At 67.7% G+C, this 19,250-nt stretch carries 20 protein-coding genes and 1 tRNA gene; 11 read left to right on the top strand and 10 right to left on the bottom strand.

The window, feature by feature from the left end; translation table 11 throughout:
* Window positions 1-115: 115 nt before the first annotated feature.
* Together OG707_RS19490 and OG707_RS19485 are read left to right on the top strand one after the other, a co-directional pair.
* Window positions 116-250, top strand: coding sequence for a DLW-39 family protein (locus tag OG707_RS19490; RefSeq protein ID WP_003958712.1), 135 nt, complete (start codon window positions 116-118; stop codon window positions 248-250).
* A 103-nt stretch (window positions 251-353) separates the two neighbouring features.
* On the top strand, window positions 354-1,586 hold the full coding sequence (locus OG707_RS19485; protein ID WP_329120004.1) for a hypothetical protein: 1,233 nt from the start codon (window positions 354-356) through the stop codon (window positions 1,584-1,586).
* Between the two features lies 1 nt (window position 1,587).
* Here the strand turns inward: OG707_RS19485 and OG707_RS19480 are convergent, their stop codons facing one another.
* Window positions 1,588-2,766, bottom strand: a complete 1,179-nt coding sequence (locus tag OG707_RS19480) for a serine/threonine-protein kinase (protein WP_329120002.1) — start codon at window positions 2,764-2,766, stop codon at window positions 1,588-1,590.
* 49 nt (window positions 2,767-2,815) lie between these two features.
* Window positions 2,816-3,364 (bottom strand): helix-turn-helix domain-containing protein, encoded by a 549-nt coding sequence (locus tag OG707_RS19475; protein ID WP_329120000.1) that lies wholly within the window; start codon window positions 3,362-3,364, stop codon window positions 2,816-2,818.
* Between the two features lie 151 nt (window positions 3,365-3,515).
* Between OG707_RS19475 and OG707_RS19470 the strand changes: the two genes are divergently transcribed.
* A tRNA-Ala gene (locus tag OG707_RS19470) sits at window positions 3,516-3,588 on the top strand.
* Window positions 3,589-3,649: 61 nt separating this feature from the next.
* On the opposite strand, the gene OG707_RS19465 is transcribed toward OG707_RS19470, so the two are convergent.
* On the bottom strand, window positions 3,650-4,354 hold the full coding sequence (locus tag OG707_RS19465; RefSeq protein ID WP_329119998.1) for a DUF5324 family protein: 705 nt from the start codon (window positions 4,352-4,354) through the stop codon (window positions 3,650-3,652).
* A gap of 282 nt (window positions 4,355-4,636) precedes the next feature.
* On the opposite strand from OG707_RS19465, the gene OG707_RS19460 reads away from it, so the two are divergent.
* Window positions 4,637-5,170: a peptidylprolyl isomerase gene (locus OG707_RS19460; RefSeq protein ID WP_329119996.1), complete on the top strand. Its 534-nt coding sequence runs from the start codon at window positions 4,637-4,639 to the stop codon at window positions 5,168-5,170.
* A 107-nt stretch (window positions 5,171-5,277) separates the two neighbouring features.
* A complete protein-coding gene (locus OG707_RS19455) occupies window positions 5,278-6,177 on the top strand; it encodes a rhomboid family intramembrane serine protease (RefSeq protein WP_329119994.1) in 900 nt (299 codons plus the stop codon).
* A 222-nt stretch (window positions 6,178-6,399) separates the two neighbouring features.
* On the opposite strand, the gene crgA is transcribed toward OG707_RS19455, so the two are convergent.
* Entirely contained in the window at window positions 6,400-6,657 is a 258-nt protein-coding gene (gene crgA, locus OG707_RS19450) for a cell division protein CrgA (RefSeq protein ID WP_329119991.1), read from the bottom strand.
* 142 nt (window positions 6,658-6,799) lie between these two features.
* Here crgA and OG707_RS19445 point away from each other — a divergent pair, with 142 nt between their 5' ends.
* The 6 genes from OG707_RS19445 to OG707_RS19420 are packed head-to-tail and all read left to right on the top strand — an operon-like array spanning window position 6,800 to window position 11,066.
* The gene (locus OG707_RS19445) at window positions 6,800-7,567 is read left to right on the top strand and encodes a DUF881 domain-containing protein (RefSeq protein ID WP_443071352.1); all 768 of its coding nucleotides are present in this window, start codon (window positions 6,800-6,802) and stop codon (window positions 7,565-7,567) included.
* Between the two features lie 15 nt (window positions 7,568-7,582).
* The gene (locus OG707_RS19440; protein WP_443071351.1) at window positions 7,583-8,305 is read left to right on the top strand and encodes a class E sortase; all 723 of its coding nucleotides are present in this window, start codon (window positions 7,583-7,585) and stop codon (window positions 8,303-8,305) included.
* A gap of 60 nt (window positions 8,306-8,365) precedes the next feature.
* On the top strand, window positions 8,366-8,542 hold the full coding sequence (locus OG707_RS19435; protein WP_329119989.1) for a hypothetical protein: 177 nt from the start codon (window positions 8,366-8,368) through the stop codon (window positions 8,540-8,542).
* Window positions 8,539-9,180: an aminodeoxychorismate/anthranilate synthase component II gene (locus OG707_RS19430; protein WP_329119988.1), complete on the top strand. Its 642-nt coding sequence runs from the start codon at window positions 8,539-8,541 to the stop codon at window positions 9,178-9,180. The genes OG707_RS19435 and OG707_RS19430 overlap by 4 nt, the downstream gene beginning before the upstream one ends.
* Window positions 9,177-10,298 (top strand): class E sortase, encoded by a 1,122-nt coding sequence (locus OG707_RS19425; protein WP_329119985.1) that lies wholly within the window; start codon window positions 9,177-9,179, stop codon window positions 10,296-10,298. The genes OG707_RS19430 and OG707_RS19425 overlap by 4 nt, the downstream gene beginning before the upstream one ends.
* A 33-nt stretch (window positions 10,299-10,331) precedes the next feature.
* Entirely contained in the window at window positions 10,332-11,066 is a 735-nt protein-coding gene (locus tag OG707_RS19420; protein WP_329119983.1) for a class E sortase, read from the top strand.
* A gap of 83 nt (window positions 11,067-11,149) precedes the next feature.
* Here the strand turns inward: OG707_RS19420 and pknB are convergent, their stop codons facing one another.
* The 6 genes from pknB to OG707_RS19390 all read right to left on the bottom strand — a co-directional run bounded on the left by pknB (window position 11,150) and on the right by OG707_RS19390 (window position 19,201).
* Entirely contained in the window at window positions 11,150-13,132 is a 1,983-nt protein-coding gene (pknB, locus tag OG707_RS19415) for a Stk1 family PASTA domain-containing Ser/Thr kinase (protein ID WP_329119981.1), read from the bottom strand.
* A 131-nt stretch (window positions 13,133-13,263) separates the two neighbouring features.
* Window positions 13,264-14,724 (bottom strand): penicillin-binding transpeptidase domain-containing protein, encoded by a 1,461-nt coding sequence (locus OG707_RS19410; protein WP_329119979.1) that lies wholly within the window; start codon window positions 14,722-14,724, stop codon window positions 13,264-13,266.
* Window positions 14,721-16,139 carry an FtsW/RodA/SpoVE family cell cycle protein gene (locus tag OG707_RS19405; protein ID WP_329119978.1) on the bottom strand — a complete coding sequence of 473 codons (1,419 nt, stop codon included), beginning with the start codon at window positions 16,137-16,139 and terminating at the stop codon, window positions 14,721-14,723. Before OG707_RS19405 ends, OG707_RS19410 begins: the two co-directional genes overlap by 4 nt.
* Before the next feature lie 31 nt (window positions 16,140-16,170).
* On the bottom strand, window positions 16,171-17,685 hold the full coding sequence (locus tag OG707_RS19400) for a Stp1/IreP family PP2C-type Ser/Thr phosphatase (RefSeq protein ID WP_329119976.1): 1,515 nt from the start codon (window positions 17,683-17,685) through the stop codon (window positions 16,171-16,173).
* A 135-nt stretch (window positions 17,686-17,820) separates the two neighbouring features.
* A complete protein-coding gene (locus OG707_RS19395) occupies window positions 17,821-18,348 on the bottom strand; it encodes an FHA domain-containing protein FhaB/FipA (protein WP_329119974.1) in 528 nt (175 codons plus the stop codon).
* Window positions 18,349-18,358: 10 nt separating this feature from the next.
* The gene (locus OG707_RS19390; protein ID WP_329119972.1) at window positions 18,359-19,201 is read right to left on the bottom strand and encodes a DUF3662 and FHA domain-containing protein; all 843 of its coding nucleotides are present in this window, start codon (window positions 19,199-19,201) and stop codon (window positions 18,359-18,361) included.
* Window positions 19,202-19,250 lie beyond the last annotated feature (49 nt).

Raw genomic sequence — 19,250 nt, 5'->3', positions numbered from 1 at the left:
GACTGCTGTACGGGGTGCGGGAGTTGGGATCGATCCAGGTCACCGATTGGTATCGGTCGGTGTGTATAGTCGGGCGGCAGAAGTCCCTTACGTCAAGGAAAGACGAGGTCGCGCGGTGAAGAAGCTTCTCCTGGTCGCACTGGCCGCCATCGGCGGGCTCCTCGTGTACCGCCAGATCCAGGCGGATCGCGCCGAGCAGGATCTGTGGACGGAGGCGACTGACTCCGTGCCCGCAGGTTCGGGTGTGTGAGACCCAGCGTCTGATCACTTCGCCCCGGTCGCATTGCGGCCGGGGCTTTGTGCTGTTCACTTACGTAAATCTTCTGCTTGCGAAAGCAAAGGTGGGGTAGTCGGTGAAACGGGTGCTGGCCGTGATGGCAGCGATATGCGCGGTGGCGGCGCTGCCGGGACGGGCTCTGGCCGCCGGTGAGCCTCTTCCGTACGCCTTCGACCGGGCGGACCGGACGGTGCGCGGTGCGGCGAACAGCAGTGACGCGCCTGCGCTGGCGGCCGGGGCGGCGTACAAGGACACGCTGGGGCCCGGCGAGAAGCGCGTCTACCGGCTCGATCTGGACAGCACGAGCGATGCCTATGTGTCGGCGGTCGCGGTGCCGGAGAAGGGCGAGAGCGTCGACTACAGCGACGGGATCACGGTCACGGTGCAGGACCGCGACGGGTACAGCTGCAGCGACAACTCCTCGACGTTCGAGTCCGCGCAGTACGCCCGGCCCATCGCCGCCTACGCGTACCGGGTGATCGGCAAGGGCGGCTCGTCGTGTCAGGCCGCGGGTGCGTACTACGTGGTCGTGGAGCGGAAGACCAAGGACATTGCGGGGCAGGGCGACTGGGCCGTCGAACTGCGCCATGTGCAGGAGCCTGCCGTACGGGCGGGCGGGGCGAGCAAGGCGCCCACGAGCTGGCCCAGCGCCTCGCCCGTGCCGCTCACGGGCGACGGGAGCGACCGGGCCGGGGGCACGAGCTTCAACGACGCGCCCGAGCTGGAGAAGGGGGTGTGGAAGAGCGGGATCGCTCCTGGGCAGACCCTTTTCTACCGGGTGCCTGTGGCGTGGGGGCAGCAGCTGTATGCCGTGGCGGAGCTGGGCAGTTCGGGGTCCACGGGCGGGAAGAGCTATCTGCCGGGGGCGCTGGTCGTGCGGCTGTACAACCCGCTGCGGGGCTCCGTCGACAGTGCGAGCACGGCTTACGACGGGAAGCAGAAGGCGGTCGAGCTGGATCCGCTGCCCCCCGTGGCGTACGAGAACCGTTTCGGGATCGGCGACAAGATCGAGGGGATGCGGGTCGCGGGCTCGTACTACCTGGCGGTCACGCTGAGCCCGGAGGTCGCAGGGAGCTTCGGGACGGTGCACAGCCTGACGCTGCGGGTGGACGTCAAGGGGCAGGCGCGGCAAGGGCCTTCGTACGTCGGGGCCGCTCCGGACCTCGGGGCCGCGGGCAGCACGGGGGTGGCGCGGAGCGGGACGATGCGCCTGGTGGGGGTGGCCGGGATCGGCACGGGGAGCGTGCTGGTCCTCGGGCTCGGGGTGTGGACCGTGGTGGCCCGTCGGCGTGCGGCGGCCGGCTGGTAGTTCAGGCCTGGGTCAGCGCCCAGATGCCCACCGCGAAACAGACGAGTGCCATGAGCAGGACCCCGGCCGTCACCCTCGGGGGTGGTCCTGGGCGCCTGCGGGCGATCGGTGCGGGCCGAGTGGGAACCTGCGGCGGCTGAGCGGTGTACGGATAAGTGAAGGGCTGTTCGTACGGCGTCTGGTGGGGAGGCGGGGCCGGTTGATGCACGGGGGGTTGGTGAGCGAGTGGTTGATGTACGGGTTGGTGCTCTACGGGTTGGTGCTCTACGGGTTGGTGATGCACGGGTGGTGGTGCGTGCGGCACCGGGCCCGTGGGGGTGAAGCCGGGAGGCAGGGGGCCGATCTGGTCGAAGATCTCCAGGTCTTCCTCGTCGGGGCCCGGTGCCGGCAGCAGCGCGGCGGCTGCCGTGAGTGCGCTGCGCGCTCCGGTGGCCGTACGGAACCGGGCCTGCGGGTCCGGCTGGAGGAGGCCTGCGAGGACCTGCCAGAGGGGCTCGGGGACGCCTTGCGGCGGTCCGGGGGTGCCGTAGGTGATGAAGTGCTCGATGAGGGCCCGGGAGTCGGGTCTGGTGCCTTCCAGGAGATAGAGGGCCACGAGGCCGACCGCGAACAGATCGGCTGTGAAGTCGGGTTCGGCGCCCATCATCTGCTCGGGTGCGAAATAGCCAGGGGTGCCGACCACGAGGTCGGTCGCGGTGAGCCGGGGCTCGCCCTTGCGCATCGAGATCCCGAAATCGGACAGCCGCAGATGCGGCCGTCCTCTTCCGGTGGCCTCCATCAGGATGTTGGCGGGCTTGATGTCACGGTGCACGACCCCCTCGGCGTGCACCGCGGCGAGTCCCGCCAGCAGCTGGTCGAGCAGGGTGCAGACGAACCGGGGCGGGAGCGGGCCGTAGTCGCCGATGACATGGGCGAGCGACCCGCCGCCGACCAGGTCCATGGTGAACAGCACCTTGTCGTCGTCCGCGGCCCAGCTGGCCGGGGCGAGCACATGGGGGTGATCGATCCGAAGGGCCTGCTCGCGGACGAAGCGCAGCAGCGCATGCGCGTCGCTCTGCTGCAGGACCTTGGCCGCGACATAGCGACGCCTGCGGTGGTCCCAGGCGCGCCACACGGCACCGGCGCCCCCGCGGCCGATCGGATCGACCAGTTCGTACCGGCCGGCGAATACCTCACCCATGGTGCCGTGCCCGCCCCTCCCGAATTCGGCCCGGACCGCGGGCCCGGGCTCAGTTCTGGTGCGACTCGTAGTGGGCGACCGCCTCCGCGGTGCGCCCGGCGCCGTACACCCGCAGGAACTCTGCCAGTTCGGGGTGGGCCGGGGCGAGGGTGTCCGCGGCATCGATGATGTCGCCCGCGGCTGCCACGGAGCGCAGCAGGGACTGGATCTCGCGCACGACGCGGCGCACGGTCGGGGCCCCTGAACTGGTCGTGCTCTGGCTGGTGTTGGAGAGGACCGAGCCGCCCTGGGACTTCTTGATCTCCTCCATCCGGTCGGTGGCCTCGGCCGCGCTGACGCTGCCGTCCGCCACCTGGCTGGAGAGTTCCTGCAGAGCCTGGACTCGCTGCACCACGGCAGGGTTTCCGATCTTGGCGCGCTGGCCGCTCATCAACTGGGACAGCATGGGCGCGGACAGACCGAGTACGCCGGCGAGCCGGGCCTGGTTGAGTCCCAGATCGTCGATGAGCTTACGGAAGAGCGCCCCCAGCGGCTCTCCGTACCAGGTTCGCTGAAGATCCCGCGCTCTCGCGGTCGCTTCCTGCTGTGCTGCGTCCATTGCGTCTCCCCATCGCTACCCCATTGAAGCGGCTTCGCTGCCGCGAACCCCGTCGTGCATCTTACGGAGCGTGGTCGCTCACGGGGAGCCCTAATCTTTTTGTGAGATCCAGGGGGTGACCCGGTACTCTGTTCTCGCGTCACCTCGTTTCGGGGCCTTAGCTCAGTTGGTAGAGCGCTGCCTTTGCAAGGCAGATGTCAGGAGTTCGAATCTCCTAGGCTCCACAGGAGAACGCGAAGGGCCCGGGAGACTGTCCGTCTCCCGGGCCCTTCGCGCTGTGCGGTGCTAGTGGTCGTCGCGGTAGTCGGCGGCCTCGGCCTCGGCCTGCTTGGCCTGGACCTCGGGGTCGAGTACGGCCTGGCCACTGCCGTCGACCGAGGTCAGCGGCGGCCGGTCCGACGACACCTCGGTGGGTGCGGGCGGCTCGACCAGCCAGTCGGGGTTGGCCTGCTTGTCCCACCACTTCCAGGCGACGAAGGCTCCGCCGGCCAGTACGCCGAGGACCGCGAGGCCCTTGGCCAGCCGGCCCGCCCTCGCCCGTCGCTCGTGCTTCTTGACCAGCTTCTTGATCTCCTTCGGCGAGACCTGTCCGCGCAGCGCCGCCACGGCGGCCGTGCTGCGGGCCACAGCCTCTTCGCGTACCGGCTGGGCGGCAGCCACGGCCTGCTCGACGCGTGGAGCGATCTGGTGCTGCGCCTGTCGGGCGGCCTTGGCAGCACGGTGCGCGGCTGCGTCCACCTTCGGCGGCACATGAGTGCGGGCCTGCTCCACGCGCGACGCCAGATGCGCGTCGTACTGAAGGCGGGCCTGCTCGGCGGCCTGATGCGCGGCGTACGACACCTTTGGTGCGAGCCGTACACGCGCCTCGTGGGCGTAGTACGCGGCCTGGTCCTTGGCCGTACCGGCGTAGGGCGCCACCACTTCCGCGGCGTGCAGCACGCTGTCCTTCGCCGTACCGGTCGCGGCGCGCACGCTGTCCATGCGGGTCACGGGATCCTCCTCCTCGGTGGCGGTTGCTATATCGCCTTTCCACCCTTTTTCGAATCATGCCTGTCCCGGGCAGATGCGGCATGCGCGGGCGGGCATCCGGGGCATGAAAGGCGTGATCGGTTCAAGATCGGGCATTGCGGTGCAAGGGGAGCTAGTGGACGACAATGCCACGGTTCGGGCCCCGGCGCCCCTGTTCGGCTGCTACTCGGCTGCTTTTCTCCGTACGCGAGCTGTCCGTGCGAGGATCGGGAGACGTCAGAGCAGACTTACGGAAGGCAGATCGTGGCCGAGCAGCTTTACGCCACCCTCAAGACCAACCAGGGCGACATTCAGATCCGGCTCCTGCCGAACCACGCGCCCAAGACGGTCAAGAACTTCGTCGAGCTCGCCCAGGGCGAGCGCGAGTGGACGCACCCGGCGACCGGCAAGAAGTCCACTGACCGCCTCTACGACGGCACCGTCTTCCACCGCGTCATCAGCGGTTTCATGATCCAGGGTGGCGACCCGCTGGGCAACGGCACCGGTGGCCCGGGCTATGAGTTCGGGGACGAGTTCCACCCCGACCTGGGCTTCGACAAGCCGTACCTGCTGGCCATGGCGAACGCAGGACCGGGCACCAACGGCTCGCAGTTCTTCATCACCGTCGCGCCCACGGCGTGGCTGACGCGGAAGCACACCATCTTCGGCGAGGTCACGGACGCGGCCAGCCAGAAGGTCGTGGACGCGGTCATCGCCACCCCGACCAACCCGCGCACCGACCGCCCGGTCAACGATGTCGTCATCGAGACGGTCGTCGTGGAGACCCGCGAGGGCTGAGTCCCCCTTTTTTCCGTCTCCGTACGGGAACCAACCCGCCCCGTTCGTCCGTATGACGAGCGGGGCGGTGCAGTGCGTACGCGGCCCGTACGAGACAAGGGAACCCGATGGACCAGGTGCCAGGAACTCCGGATCAGCAGCCCGCGGCGAGCGGCCTGCCCAGCTGCTACCGCCACCCGGGCAAGGAGACGGGCATCCGCTGCAATCGCTGCGACCGCCCGATCTGCCCGGAGTGCATGGTCAGCGCCTCGGTCGGGTTCCAGTGCCCGACCTGTGTGCGCGGAGATTCCGGTACGGGGCATGCGCCGAGCGCGAGCCGGCCGCGGACCATCGCGGGTGGCTCGGTTGCCGCCGACCCGCACCTGGTCACCAAGATCCTTCTCGGGATCAATGTGGCGGTCTTCGTCGCCGTCATCGCCAAGCTCTTCGGTGACCGGCTGGTCGACGACTACGCGCTGATCGGTCTGTGGCCGCCCGCGCCCTTCGATCCGACCCAGGGTGTGGCGGAAGGCGAGTGGTACCGCCTCTTCACCTCGATGTTCCTGCACCAGGAGTTCTGGCACATCGGCTTCAACATGCTCAGCCTGTGGTGGATCGGCGGTCCGCTGGAGGCGGCGCTGGGCCGCGCTCGCTACATCGCGCTCTATGTGATCTCGGGACTGTTCGGCAGCGCGCTCACCTATCTCATCGCGTCCCCGACACAGGGCTCGCTCGGTGCTTCGGGCGCCATCTTCGGTCTGCTCGGTGCCACCGCGGTCCTGATGAAGCGCATGAACTACGACATGCGGCCCCTGATCGGGATCCTGGTCGTCAACCTGATCTTCACCTTCAGCGGCGGCATCGCCTGGGAAGCCCACGTCGGCGGCTTCGTCGCCGGGATCGCCATCGCCGCAGGCATGGTCTACGCCCCGCGCGAGCGCCGCGCCCTGGTGCAGTACGGGACCTGTGCACTGGTCCTCGCGGTGACCGTCGCCATCGTGCTGATGAGGACCGCGGCGCTCACCTGAGAGCCGAGTTGTCCACAGCGCGTGCCGGATCTTGTGCATGTCGTGGGGAACAACTGTGCCCCTTGTCCCTGACCTGGGTTTCCGCAGGGAGGGCAAGGGGCGGGCAGCTGCTGTGGTACGAGTCCAGTAGTCACACCGGCGTCAACGGCTGAGGAGTTATCCACAGATCTTCTGAGTTTTCCCCGGCTGTGGATTACGGTGTGGATAACTTCTGGGCAGGGCTTACTTCCACTGGGTGGAGACACCGAAGCCGGCGGCGATGAAGCCGAATCCGACGACGATGTTCCAGTTCCCGAAGGGCTGGATGGGCATATCGCCCTCCGTCACATAGAACATGACGATCCAGGCGAGACCGATCACGAAGAACGCCAGCATCACCGGTGCCACCCAGCTGCGATTGGTCAGCTTGATGGCCTGCGCCTGCTTCGAAGCGGGCGGCGGCGTGAAATCGGCCTTCTTGCGGATACGTGACTTCGGCACGAGGGACTCTCCTGTCGATGCGCTGCGTTACCGCGCAGGGAACTGTGGCTGGAGCCGGGGCGGGGTGACGACGGGGACCACTGCCTCCCCCGGGCGTCCGTTAGCGTAGTGCTTCCACGGCGTGTAAGGAGATAAGGGTACGTTGATCAATTCTGGAGACTCCCCCGGTGGGGCCACCCGCGGCAGGTCCGTGCGGCCGGTCGCGCTGCTCTCCGGTGCCGTCTTCGCCCTTGCCGGGCTGATCTTCGTCACCAGCTTCAACACCGCCAAGGGCACCGACATCCGTACCGATGCCTCGATGCTGAAGCTCTCCGATCTGGTGCAGGAGCGCAGCGGAAAGAACAAAGAGCTCGACGAGACCACGGCCGCCCTGCGCGGCGACGTGGACGCTCTCGCGCAGCGCGACGACGGCAGTACGAAGGCCGAGGACGCCGCGATCAAGGCGCTCGAGAAGTCGGCCGGGACCCAGAAACTGTCGGGTCAGGCGCTGACGGTCACGCTCAACGACGCCCCGCCCAACGCCGTCGCCAACCCCGGGTACCCCGACCCGCAACCCAATGACCTGGTCATTCACCAGCAGGACCTGCAGGCCGTCGTGAACGCGCTCTGGCAGGGCGGCGCCAAGGGCATCCGCGTCATGGACCAGCGGCTGATCACCACCAGCGCGGTCCGCTGCGTCGGCAACACCCTGATCCTGCAGGGCCGCGTCTACTCGCCGCCGTACAAGGTGACGGCGGTCGGCGACCCGTCGAAGCTGCGCAGCGCGATCAACGCGTCCCCGGCGATCCAGAACTACCAGCAGTACGTGAAGGCGTACGGGCTCGGCTGGAAAATCGACGAGCACCAGGCGATGACTCTTCCCGGCTACTCGGGCACAGTGGATCTCCACTACGCGAAGCCTGTGGGGTAGCTCAGGGGGAAGCCCGTGTCGGTGTCGGTCTCGGTGCGACTGGTCGTCCGAAGTTTCAGCGAACTCTGCATCACCGTGGGCGCCCTGATCGTGCTGTTCGTGGTGTATCTGCTGTTCTGGACCGGTATCAAGGCGGACCACGCGGCCTCGGACCAGATAAACCAACTGCACCACCAGTGGACGCAGGGGGCGACGGCCGCACCCGCCCCGTCCCCCTCCGGCCAGGGGGCCCCGAAGAAGTCCGCGCCGCCCGCCCCGCCCGCGTACAAGGACGGCAAGGCCTTCGCGGTGATGTACATCCCGCGGCTCGGCAAGCACTGGTCCCGGCCCGTACTGCAGGACACCAAGGTCAAGACCCTGCAGAAGGGGCTCGGACACTACGCGGGGACCGCGCGGCTCGGGGCCACCGGGAACTTTGCGGTGGCCGGTCATCGTCGTACCTATGGAGACCCCTTCAAGGACTTCCCGGAGCTTCGGCCCGGGGACGCGGTGGTGATCGAGGACGGGACGACCTGGTTCACGTACCGCATCGACAACAAGCCCTATCTGACGGTGCCTTCGGACATCGGCGTGATCGGCCCCGTGCCGGTCAAGTCGCCGTATCGGTCGCCGGGGCGCTATCTGACGCTGACCACCTGCGATCCCGAGTGGGGCAGCAGTCACCGGCTGATCGCGTGGGGCCACCTGGACTCCACGCAGCCCGTCAAGCAGGGCAAGCCGGCCGCTTTGCCCAGGTGACCCACAAGTCCCTGCTGTCGCCCTTTAGTCTGGACCCGTACCGCTAACGGAAGGGACAGCATGTACGGCTGGATCTGGCGGCATCTGCCGGGCAACGCATGGCTGCGCGCACTCATCTCGATCGTGCTCGCACTCGCGGTCGTCTATGTGCTGTTCCAGTACGTCTTCCCGTGGGCGGAGCCGCTGCTTCCGTTCAATGACGTGACGGTCGACCAGGGCATGGAGGCGCTGCGATGAGCGCGCGGATCCTGGTCGTCGACAACTACGACAGCTTTGTCTTCAACCTCGTCCAGTACCTCTACCAGCTGGGTGCCGAGTGCGAGGTGCTCCGCAACGACGAGGTCGAACTCGCGCATGCGCAGGACGGCTTCGACGGGGTGCTGCTCTCGCCGGGTCCCGGCGCGCCGGAGCAGGCCGGGGTCTGCATCGACATGGTGCGGCACTGTGCGGAAACCGGCGTTCCGGTCTTCGGGGTCTGTCTGGGGATGCAGTCGATGGCGGTGGCGTACGGCGGTGTGGTCGGGCGCGCTCCCGAACTGCTGCACGGCAAGACCTCGCTGGTGACCCATGAGGGCGCGGGCGTCTTCGCGGGGCTGCCCTCGCCGTTCACCGCAACCCGGTACCACTCGCTGGCCGCCGAGCCCGAGGAGATTCCGGCGGAGCTCGAGGTCACCGCTCGTACGGCCGACGGAATCATCATGGGGCTGCGCCACCGGGATCTGCCGGTCGAGGGCGTGCAGTTCCACCCGGAGTCGGTGCTGACCGAGCACGGTCATCTGATGCTGGCCAACTGGCTGGTGCAGTGCGGGGATCCGGGCGCCGTCGCGCGGTCGGCGGGACTCGCGCCGGTGGTGGGCAGCAAGGGCGCGGCGTGACCGCACTCCGCCCCGAGCAGGACGCCGGCGGGCACGAGTACGACCCGCTGACCGATCCTCTGCCGCCGGGCGGCCATGGATCGCCGTGGTTCCGGGCGGAGAACAACATGGCGTCGGCGGAGCCGGAGCCCGAGCCGGAGCCCGAGTTCGCTGCTGTGCAGCAGGAGCAGTGGTACGAACCGATACCTGAGCCCGAGTTCGTGGCGGTACCCGAGCCCGTCTCGGAGCCGATATCCGTGCCCGTACCCGCACCTGTCGGCGTACGGGACGACGAGACCGTGGCCTTGCGCAAGGCCGAGCCTCCCAAGGCCCCTGCGCCCACGGGAGGCCGCGCGGAGCGGCGCAAGGCGGCCCGGGGGCGGGGGAAGCGGCCTGAGGCCGCCCCGGCCCCCTCCACGGCCCCTCTCAGCCGTATGGAGGCGCGGCGGGCGGCCCGTGCGGCCAAGGACAGCCCGGCAGTTGTGGCCAGCCGGGCCATCGGGGAAATCTTCATCACCCTCGGGGTGCTGATGCTGCTGTTCGTGACGTACCAGCTGTGGTGGACGAACGTCCGGGCCCACCAGGAGGCCAACCAGGCGACGCACAGCCTCCAGGACGACTGGTCGAAGGGCAAGAAAGCCGCCGCCTTCGAACCCGGCCAGGGATTCGCCATCCTGCACATCCCGACACTCGACGTCGTCGTCCCGATCGCCGAGGGCGTCAGCAAGTCGAAGGTCCTCGACAAGGGGATGGTCGGGCACTACGACTCGGGGTCCCTGAAGACGGCCATGCCCTCCGCGAAGACGGGGAACTTCGCGCTTGCGGGCCACCGGAACACCCACGGTGAGCCGTTCCGCTACATCAATCACCTGAAGAAGGGTGACAAGGTCGTCGTCGAGACGCAGGACGACTACTACACGTACGAAATTTCCAGCAGCCTCCCGCAGACCTCGCCGAGCAACACCTCGGTGATCATGCCGATCCCGACCGGGTCCGGTTTCACCAAGCCCGGCCGTTACATCTCGCTCACGACGTGCACCCCGGAATTCACGAGTACGTACCGAATGATCGTGTGGGGCAAGATGGTCGACGAACGGCCGCGCAGCAAGGGTGTTCCGTCCTGGTTGCCCGGTGGTTGAGCCGATCGACCGACACGGACAGGGACGGGTGCGGTGGCATCGAGGACCGAGCAGGACGAGCAGACGGGCGTGCCGTCGTCCGCTCCGGAGCGGCGGGGGCGGGGCAGGATCGCGGGGGCGATCAGTGTCTTCGGGGAGCTGCTGATCACGGCGGGGCTGCTTCTGGGGCTCTTCGTCGTCTATTCGCTGTGGTGGACGAACGTCATCGCGGACCGCGAGGCGTCCAAGCAGGGCGACAACGTACGCAATCACTGGACCCAGGACACGGGACCGGGGGCGCTGAACACCAAGGACGGCATCGGCTTCCTGCACGTACCGTCGATGAAGAACGGTGAGGTGCTGGTCAAGAAGAGCACCGACACCGATGTTCTGAACGACGGCGTCGCGGGGTACTACACGGAGCCCATCAAGTCGGGGATGCCGTGGGACAAGACGGGGAACTTCACGCTGGCCGCGCACCGGGACGGGCACGGGGCGAAGTTCCACAACATCGACAAGGTGAAGACCGGGGACGCGGTCGTCTTCGAGACGAAGGACACCTGGTACGTCTACAAGGTCTACAGCGAGCTGAAGCAGACCTCGAAGTACAACGTGAACGTGCTGCAGCCGGTGCCGAAGGAGTCGGGGAAGAAGAAGCCGGGGCGCTACATCACGCTGACGACGTGCACGCCGGTCTACACCTCGCAGTACCGGTACATCGTGTGGGGCGAGCTGGTGCGGACGGAGAAGGTGGACTCGAAGCGGACGCCGCCGGCCGAACTGCGCTGATACGTAAGACGAGCAGGGCCCGAAGCCGCTGATTCAGTTGCGGCTTCGGGCCCTGCTCTTTGTGCGTACGGGTGGCGGCGTGACTACTCGTTGCCCCCGATGAAGCCGCCGCCGTTGTTGCCGTTCCCGTTCCCGTTGCCGCCCATCGTGATGAGCTCGATCGTGGTGTTCGCCGGGTCCACCATGGTTCCCGGGGTCGGGTTGACACCGGTGACGATGGCGTTGTCGTCCTGGGAGCTGCCGTTCGCGAACTGGATGTTCGTGAAGCCGGCCTGGGCCAGTGCGGCCTTGGCCGCGGCGACGTTCTGCGTGAGGATCGCGGGGACGGCGACCTGTGCCTTGGCCTTGGCGACCGTCAGGGTGACCTGGGATTCCTTCTTCAGCTGGGTGTTCCCGGCCGGGTTCTGGCTGATGACGGTGTCCGGCGCCTGGTCGGACTCCTGGTCGACCCGGGCGACGGTGAAGCCCAGGTCCTCGAGCTGCTTCTTGGCCGTTTCGTAGGGCGTGCCGGGGGTGATGACCGGCACGGTCACCTTCGACTGCTTCGCGATCTTCAGCGTGATCGTGGAGCCCTTTTCGGCCTGGCTGCCGCCCTCGGGGTCCTGGCTGAGGACGGTGCCGGGGTCCTTGTCGGACTCGACGTCAGTCGTCGTGACGACGAACTTCTTGGCCTCGAGGATCTCGGTGGCCTTGTTCTGCTGCTTGTCCGTGACGTCGGGGACTTCGATCTTCGGAGCGCCGGTGGAGACGGTCACGTTGATCGTGGAGCCGTTGTCGATCTTGGTGCCGGCCTTCGGGTCCTGGCTGCAGATGTTGCCCTTGGGCTGCCCCTCGCAGGGCGCCTCCGTCGACTTCAGCTTCAAATCGGCGCTGAGGTTGTCGAGCGAATCCTGGGCGCCCTTGAGGGTCTGGCCGATCAGCACCGGTGCCGGGACCTGCTCCGAGCCGTTGTCCTTGCCGCTGAAGACCGACCTGCCGATCAGGATCGCGCCGACCAGCACCAGAATGCCCGCCGCGACCAGCAGGATCGTCGACGTGTGCGACTTCTTCTGGCGGCGGCGGTCGGGGCGGTCGTCGTAGCCGTAGCCGCCGTCGTCCGGGTTGGTCGGCGGAAGCATCGAGGTCGGGGCCCCGCCCGGGTCCGCGGCGCGCAGGGCGGTGGTGGGCTGGTCGGTCTCGTAGCCGCCGTACCCGACCGCACCCATCGCCGCGGTGGCCGCAACCGGCTGGCCGTCGAGGCAGGCCTCGATGTCGGCGCGCATCTCGTCCGCCGACTGGTAGCGGTAGTTGGGGTCCTTGACCAGGGCCTTCAACACGATCGCGTCCATCTCGGGCGTGATCTCGGGGTCGAAGTTGCTGGGCGGCTGCGGCTCTTCCCGTACGTGCTGATACGCGACCGCCACCGGGGAGTCGCCCACGAAGGGCGGCCGGACGGCGAGCAGCTCGTAGAGGAGGCAGCCGGTGGAGTAGAGGTCCGAGCGAGCGTCGACCTGCTCGCCCTTCGCCTGCTCCGGGGAGAGGTACTGGGCGGTGCCGATGACCGCGGCGGTCTGCGTCATCGTCATGCCGGAGTCGCCCATGGCGCGGGCGATGCCGAAGTCCATGACCTTGACCTGGCCGGTGCGCGTCAGCATGACGTTCGCCGGCTTGATGTCGCGGTGGACGATGCCGTTGCGGTGGGAGTACTCCAGGGCCTGGAGGACGCCGATGGTCATCTCCAGGGTGCGCTCGGGCAGCAGCTTGCGGCCGGAGTGCAGGAGTTCCCGCAGGGTCGATCCGTCGACGTACTCCATCACGATGTACGGGATGGAGATGTTGTCGACGTAGTCCTCGCCGGTGTCGTAGACAGCGACGATCGCCGGGTGGTTGAGCGAGGCGGCCGACTGGGCCTCACGGCGGAACCGGGCCTGGAAGGACGGGTCGCGGGCGAGGTCCGCCCGGAGCGTCTTCACGGCGACGGTGCGACCGAGCCGGGTGTCGTGCGCGAGGTAGACCTCGGCCATGCCACCACGGCCGAGCACCGAGCCCAGCTCGTACCGGCCGCCGAGGCGACGCGGCTCTTCCATAGGTATTCCAGCCCTCTCCGTCTGTCCCGACCGCACCCTGGGGTGGTCCGGCGGTGTGCTGTTCGCGCATACGCTACCGGGCACCGGTGGATGATCACCGACCGACCGTCAGCCGATACCGGACCGGTACGTCAGTTCTTGCTGTTGATGACTGCCTGCATCACGGCCTTGGCGATGGGGGCGGCGAAACCGCCACCGGAAATGTCGTCACGGTTGGCCGACGCGTCCTCGACGACAACGGCGACGGCGACTGGTGAGCTGCCATTGACCTTGGCGTACGAGATGAACCAGGCGTACGGTTTCTCGCTGTTGTTGAGGCCGTGCTGGGCGGTGCCGGTCTTGCCGCCGACGGTGATGCCGTTCCCCATTTGGGCGCTCTTACCGGTGCCGTTGGTGACGACGTTCTCCATCATCGCCTGGAGGTTCTGCGCGTTGGCCGCCGACAGCGGCTCGCTCATCTTCTCGGGCTTGGTTTTGGATACGACGTCCAGGTTGGGGGCAGTGAGCTGGTCGACCATGTACGGCTTCATCAGCTTGCCGTCGTTGGCGACCGCGGAGGCGACCATGGCCATCTGGAGGGGCGTGGCGCGGTTGGATGCCTGGCCGATGCCGGCCATGGCGTTCTGCGGCCGGTTGTCCTCGGGGTAGACGCTGGCGTCGGCGCGAACCGGGGTGAAGATCTCGCTGTTGAAGCCGAACTTCTCGGCCTCCGCGATCATCTCCTTGTTGCCGAGGTCGTTGCTGATCTTGCCGAAGACGGTGTTGCACGACCACTGCAGGGCCACCTTGAGGGTGGCGTTCTTGCAGGGGATGGTGCCCTCGTTGTTCAGCGGCTTGGTGGAGTCGGGCAGCGGGTACGGGTCCGGTGAGTTCGTAGCCTCGTCGATGCCCTTGTAGAGGCCGTTCTCCAGGGCCGCGGCGGCCGTGACGACCTTGAAGGTGGAGCCCGGCGGGTAGGTCTCGCGGAGAGCCCGGTTGAGCATGGGCTTGTCCTTGTCCTTCAGCAAGACCTGGCGGTTGTCGGAGTCCTTCGTCGAGTTGCCGGCGAAGACCGACGGGTCGTACGAGGGGCTCGACGAGAGTGCGAGGATCTTGCCGGTCTTCGGGTCGAGCGCTACGACTGCGCCCTTCTTGCCCTTGAGCCCGTTGAAGGCCGCCTTCTGCGCGTCGGCGTTGAGCGTGGTGACGACGTTGCCGCCCTTTTTCTTGTCACCGGTGAACATCGACAGGGTGCGGTCGAAGAAGAGACTGTCCGAGTTTCCCGTGAGGATGTCGTCGTTGATGCTTTCGATCTGGGAGGCGCCGAATGCCTGCGAGGCGTATCCGGTGATCGGCGACCACATGGCGCCGTCCTGCCAGGTGGTCTTGTACTTGAAGTCGCTGCCCTTGGTGACGGCGGAGCCGGTGATGGCCTTGCCATCGACGATGATGTTTCCCCGCTCGTGGGAGTAGCGCTCGATGCCGACACGGCGGTTCTCGCTCTTGGCGTTGAGGCTGTCGGCCTTGACGTACTGGAGCCAGTTCGAGCGCACCAGCAGCGCGAGGACGAGAAGACCGCAGAAGAGTGCGATGCGACGCAGAGGCTTGTTCACGGTCGGACCACCTGGGTCATCTCGGCATCGGCGGACGGTGCGGGGGACGGAGCGGGCCGGCGTGCGGTGTCGCTGATACGGATGAGGATGCCGATCAGGGCCCAGTTGGCGAGTACGGAGGAACCTCCGTACGCCATGAACGGCATGGTCATACCGGTCAGCGGGATGAGACCCATGACGCCACCGGCGACGACGAAGACCTGGATGGCGAAGGCGCCGGAGAGGCCGATGGCGAGGAGCTTGCCGAAGGGGTCGCGAGCGGCGAGGGCGGTGCGTACACCGCGCTCGATGATCAGTCCGTACATCAGCAGGATCGCCATCATGCCCGCGAGGCCGAGTTCTTCGCCGACGGTGGAGAGGATGAAGTCGGCGTTGGCTGCGAAGCCGATGAGGTCGGAATTGCCCTGGCCGAGACCGGTTCCCAGAGTGCCGCCGGCACCGAACGACATGACAGCGTTCGCGATCTGTTCGCAGGCTCCGCTCTTGTCGGTGGTGTAGCAGGCGAAGGGGTCGAGCCAGGCGGTGACACGGTCCTGGACGTGGGGCTCGAAGGTCGCGACGCCGACTGCGCCCGCCGCTGACATCAAGAGCCCGAAGACGATCCAGCTCGTTCGCTCGGTCGCCACGTACAACATGATGACGAAGAGGCCGAAGAACAGGAGCGAGGTGCCGAGGTCGGTCTCGAAGACGAGGATGAGGATGGAGAGCGCCCAGATCACCAGGATCGGCCCCAGGTCGCGGCCGCGCGGCAGGTAGATACCCATGAAGCGCCGACTGGCCAGAGCCAGTGCATCTCGCTTCACCATGAGGTAGCCGGAGAAGAAGATCGCGATGATGATCTTCGCGAACTCGCCCGGCTGGATGGTGAAGGAACCCACCTTGATCCAGATCTTGGCGCCGTTCACCGCGGGGAAGAACATCGGCATGATGAGCAGGACCAGCGCGACCACCATGGAGATGTAGGTGTAGCGCTGCAGGATGCGGTGGTCCTTGAGGAAGACCAGCACGGCCACGAAGAGGGCGACGCCGAGGGCCGAGTACAGAAGCTGTTTGGGCGCGTCAGGGCTGTAGGCACCGAAGAGGTACTTGGCCCGCTGGATCAGCCGCGGCGACTGGTCGAGGCGCCAGATGAACGCCAGACCGAGCCCATTGAGCAGCGTCGCCAGTGGCAGCAGCAGGGGGTCCGCGTAGGCGGCGAACTTGCGCACCACGAGGTGGCCGACGCCGGCCAGCAGGATGAGGCCCGTTCCGTATCCGAGCATGCCGGAGGGAAGCGAGCCGTTCATGGCCAGGCCCACGTTGGCGTACGCGAAGACGGAGATCGCAACGGCGAAGACGAGCAGCATCAGCTCGGTGTTGCGGCGGCTCGGTGCTTCGATCGCGCCGATGGTGGTCGTGTTGGTGACAACGCTCATGTGGTGGAAGCCCCCCAAGGGCTGTTGCTGCCTACTGCTTGCCGCACAGTGAGACCAGCTGCTGCTCCTCCGGGGAGAGGGTGGTGCTGGGTGTGGGCTTGGGCGTAGGGCTGGGAGTGGACGTGGCCGTCTTCGTGGTCTTGGCGGACTGGGTCGTGGTGGCGGAGCCGGTGGTGCCTCCGGCCTGGCCCTGACCCTTCTTGGCGTTGTCCGCTGCGGCCTTCCGGCGGTCTGCGTCCTTCTTGCAGGCGTCTGCCTGGGCGGCGAGTTCGGTGATCTTCTGGTTCGCCTTGCCGAGGCTGGACTCGGTGATCGTGTCCTCGACCTGCTTGCGCTGGTACGGCGGGAGGTACTTGAGTTCGATCTCGGGATGGTCTTTCTCGACCTCCGAGAGCGAGACCCAGGCGAGGTCCTGGCTGATGCCCCGGTACAGCGCGACGTTCTCGTTGTTCGAGCCGACGTAGTACTGGGTCTGGGTCCAGCGGTAGCCGCCGTAGAGGCCGCCGCCGATGACGGCGAGCACGAGGACGCCGTACAGAGATCTCTTGAGCCACTTGCGGCCGCGGGAGGGCTTGATGAAGTCGTCGTCGCTGTACGAGCCGTAGCCGCCGTCGCCACCGTCTCCGGCCCGGCCGTACTCGCCGCCGCTGCCGGGCGGGCCGAAGCCGCCGGCCTGCGGGGGGACGGGGCGGCCGAGGCTGGATGCGCGGCCCGCGGGGGTCTGCATGGAGCCGTCGTCGTGGAGCTGGGCGGCCTGGTTCTCGGCGACCGCGCCGACGATGACGGGGATGTCGTTGACCTGGCCGGCGAGGGTGTCGCCCGCGTCGCCGTCGAGGACGTCGGCGACGATGCAGGTGATGTTGTCGGGGCCGCCGCCGCGCAGGGCGAGCTGGATGAGCGCCTGGACGGTCTCCTGCGGGCCCTGGTAGCTGGCGAGCGTCTCTTCCATCGTCTGGTGGGAGACGACGCCGGAGAGCCCGTCGGAGCAGATGAGGTAGCGGTCGCCGGCCCTGACCTCGCGGATGGAGAGGTCGGGTTCGACGTGGTCGCCGCTGCCCAGCGCGCGCATCAGCAGGGAGCGCTGCGGGTGGGTGGTGGCTTCCTCTTCGGTGATCCGGCCCTCGTCGACGAGGCGCTGGACCCAGGTGTGGTCCTGGGTGATCTGCGTCAGTACGCCGTCGCGCAGCAGGTAGGCGCGGGAGTCGCCGACGTGGACGAGACCCAGGCGCTGACCCGTCCACAGGAGGGCGGTGAGCGTGGTGCCCATGCCCTCGAGCTGGGGGTCCTCCTCGACCATCATGCGCAGCTGGTCGTTGGCCCGCTGCACCGCGGTGGAGAGGGAGGTGAGGATGTCCGAGCCGGGGACGTCGTCGTCGAGGGTGACGAGCGTGGAGATGACCTCGGAGCTGGCGACCTCGCCGGCTGCCTGGCCGCCCATGCCGTCGGCGATGGCCAGGAGACGGGGGCCGGCGTAGCCGGAGTCCTCGTTCCCCTCACGGATCATGCCTTTGTGCGATCCGGCGGCGAAACGCAGGGACAGACTCATGCGCACCTCGCCCGTCGGCTCTGGGTACAGCCGGTCTCGAGCCACACTGCCCACCCTCCGGTCGGGAGCACGCTTCGGCCCCTCTGCGGGATTGCCGCGGCTCGCTCGCTCCGCTCGCGCGCTGTCATTGTCCTACTACTTCCGCAGCTCGATGACGGTCTTGCCGATGCGGATCGGTGCGCCCAGCGGAATGGGTGTCGGGGTCGTCAGGCGGGTCCGGTCGAGATACGTACCGTTGGTGGACCCGAGATCCTCGACGATCCACTGGCCGTCACGATCGGGGTAGATCCTGGCATGCCTGCTGGACGCGTAGTCGTCGTCCAGCACGATCGTTGAATCGTGCGCCCGGCCCAGGGTGATGGTCTGGCCCTGGAGGGCGACGGTGGTACCGGTGAGGGTGCCTTCGGATACGACCAGCTTGGTGGGGGCGCCCCGGCGCTGCCGGCCACCGCCCCCGGCCGGCTGCTGGCGCTGCTGCTGCGGCGGCGTCGTTGCCTGCCGCGCGGTCTGCTGGGGACGTGCGTCGTTGCCGCGGCGGGAGCCCCGCTGGGTGACGCGCGTACCGAACAGGTCGCTGCGAATGACCTGGACGGCCACGATGACGAACAGCCACAGGACGGCCAGGAAACCTAGCCGCATGACCGTCAGGGTCAGCTCTGACATTGCCCCCGCTTCACCCTTCGGCTTGCCTGTAAACGATGGTGGTGTTGCCCACGACAATCCGTGAGCCGTCGCGGAGCGTAGCGCGGGTGGTGTGCTGCCCGTCTACCACGATGCCGTTGGTGGATCCGAGATCCTGGATCGTCGAGGGCGTTCCGGTCCGGATTTCGCAGTGCCGGCGCGATACGCCGGGGTCGTCGATCCGCACGTCGGCCTCGGTGGAACGGCCGAGTACGAGAGTGGGGCGCGAGATCTGGTGGCGGTTGCCGTTGATCTCGATCCAGCGCCGGGTCTGGGCGCCGGGCATGGGGCCCGGGGCGGCAGGACGGCTCGCGGGTGCGGGCCGGTGGGGCGCGGGCGCGACCGGCGGAGGCGCGGCGGGCATCGGCGGGGCCGCGGTGGGCGGATAGCCGTAGCCGCTCGCGGCGGGACGCCGGGAGGCCGAGGGCGGCGGGCTCGCGGGCGCGCTCTGCTGGTTGGTGCTGGAGGCGAGGGTGCGGCTGCGGACGCGGTAGAGGCCGGTGTCGAGGTCGTCGGCCTTTTCGAGGTGGACCTTGATGGGGCCCATGAACGTGTACCGCTGCTGCTTGGCGTAGTCGCGTACCAGCCCGGAGAGCTCGTCGCCCAGCTGACCCGAGTACGGGCTGAGCCGTTCGAAGTCGGGGGTGGAGAGCTCGACGATGAAGTCGTTGGGCACGACGGTCCGCTCGCGGTTCCAGATCGTGGCGTTGTTGTCGCACTCGCGCTGGAGAGCGCCCGCGATCTCGACGGGCTGGACCTCGGACTTGAACACCTTCGCGAAGGTGCCGTTGACCAGACCTTCGAGGCGTTGCTCGAACTTCTTCAGGACTCCCATGAGGCACCTCCTCCGGCGTTGTCGTCCTCGTACTGCTTACTGATCGTAT

Origin of the sequence: Streptomyces sp. NBC_01465, assembly GCF_036227325.1 — a bacterium.
GTDB lineage: Bacteria > Actinomycetota > Actinomycetes > Streptomycetales > Streptomycetaceae > Streptomyces.
This window is presented reverse-complemented; position numbering and strand designations above follow the sequence as displayed.

Excerpts from the sequence above, each read along its gene's own strand:
- OG707_RS19405 (WP_329119978.1), bottom strand. The coding sequence starts at position 16,139 with ATGAGCGTTGTCACCAACACGACCACCATCGGCGCGATCGAAGCACCG.
- OG707_RS19480 (WP_329120002.1), bottom strand. The coding sequence starts at position 2,766 with ATGGGTGAGGTATTCGCCGGCCGGTACGAACTGGTCGATCCGATCGGC.
- OG707_RS19430 (WP_329119988.1), top strand. The coding sequence starts at position 8,539 with ATGAGCGCGCGGATCCTGGTCGTCGACAACTACGACAGCTTTGTCTTC.
- OG707_RS19455 (WP_329119994.1), top strand. The coding sequence starts at position 5,278 with ATGGACCAGGTGCCAGGAACTCCGGATCAGCAGCCCGCGGCGAGCGGC.
- OG707_RS19390 (WP_329119972.1), bottom strand. The coding sequence starts at position 19,201 with ATGGGAGTCCTGAAGAAGTTCGAGCAACGCCTCGAAGGTCTGGTCAAC.
- OG707_RS19435 (WP_329119989.1), top strand. The coding sequence starts at position 8,366 with ATGTACGGCTGGATCTGGCGGCATCTGCCGGGCAACGCATGGCTGCGC.
- OG707_RS19475 (WP_329120000.1), bottom strand. The coding sequence starts at position 3,364 with ATGGACGCAGCACAGCAGGAAGCGACCGCGAGAGCGCGGGATCTTCAG.
- OG707_RS19395 (WP_329119974.1), bottom strand. The coding sequence starts at position 18,348 with ATGTCAGAGCTGACCCTGACGGTCATGCGGCTAGGTTTCCTGGCCGTC.
- OG707_RS19400 (WP_329119976.1), bottom strand. The coding sequence starts at position 17,685 with ATGAGTCTGTCCCTGCGTTTCGCCGCCGGATCGCACAAAGGCATGATC.
- pknB (WP_329119981.1), bottom strand. The coding sequence starts at position 13,132 with ATGGAAGAGCCGCGTCGCCTCGGCGGCCGGTACGAGCTGGGCTCGGTG.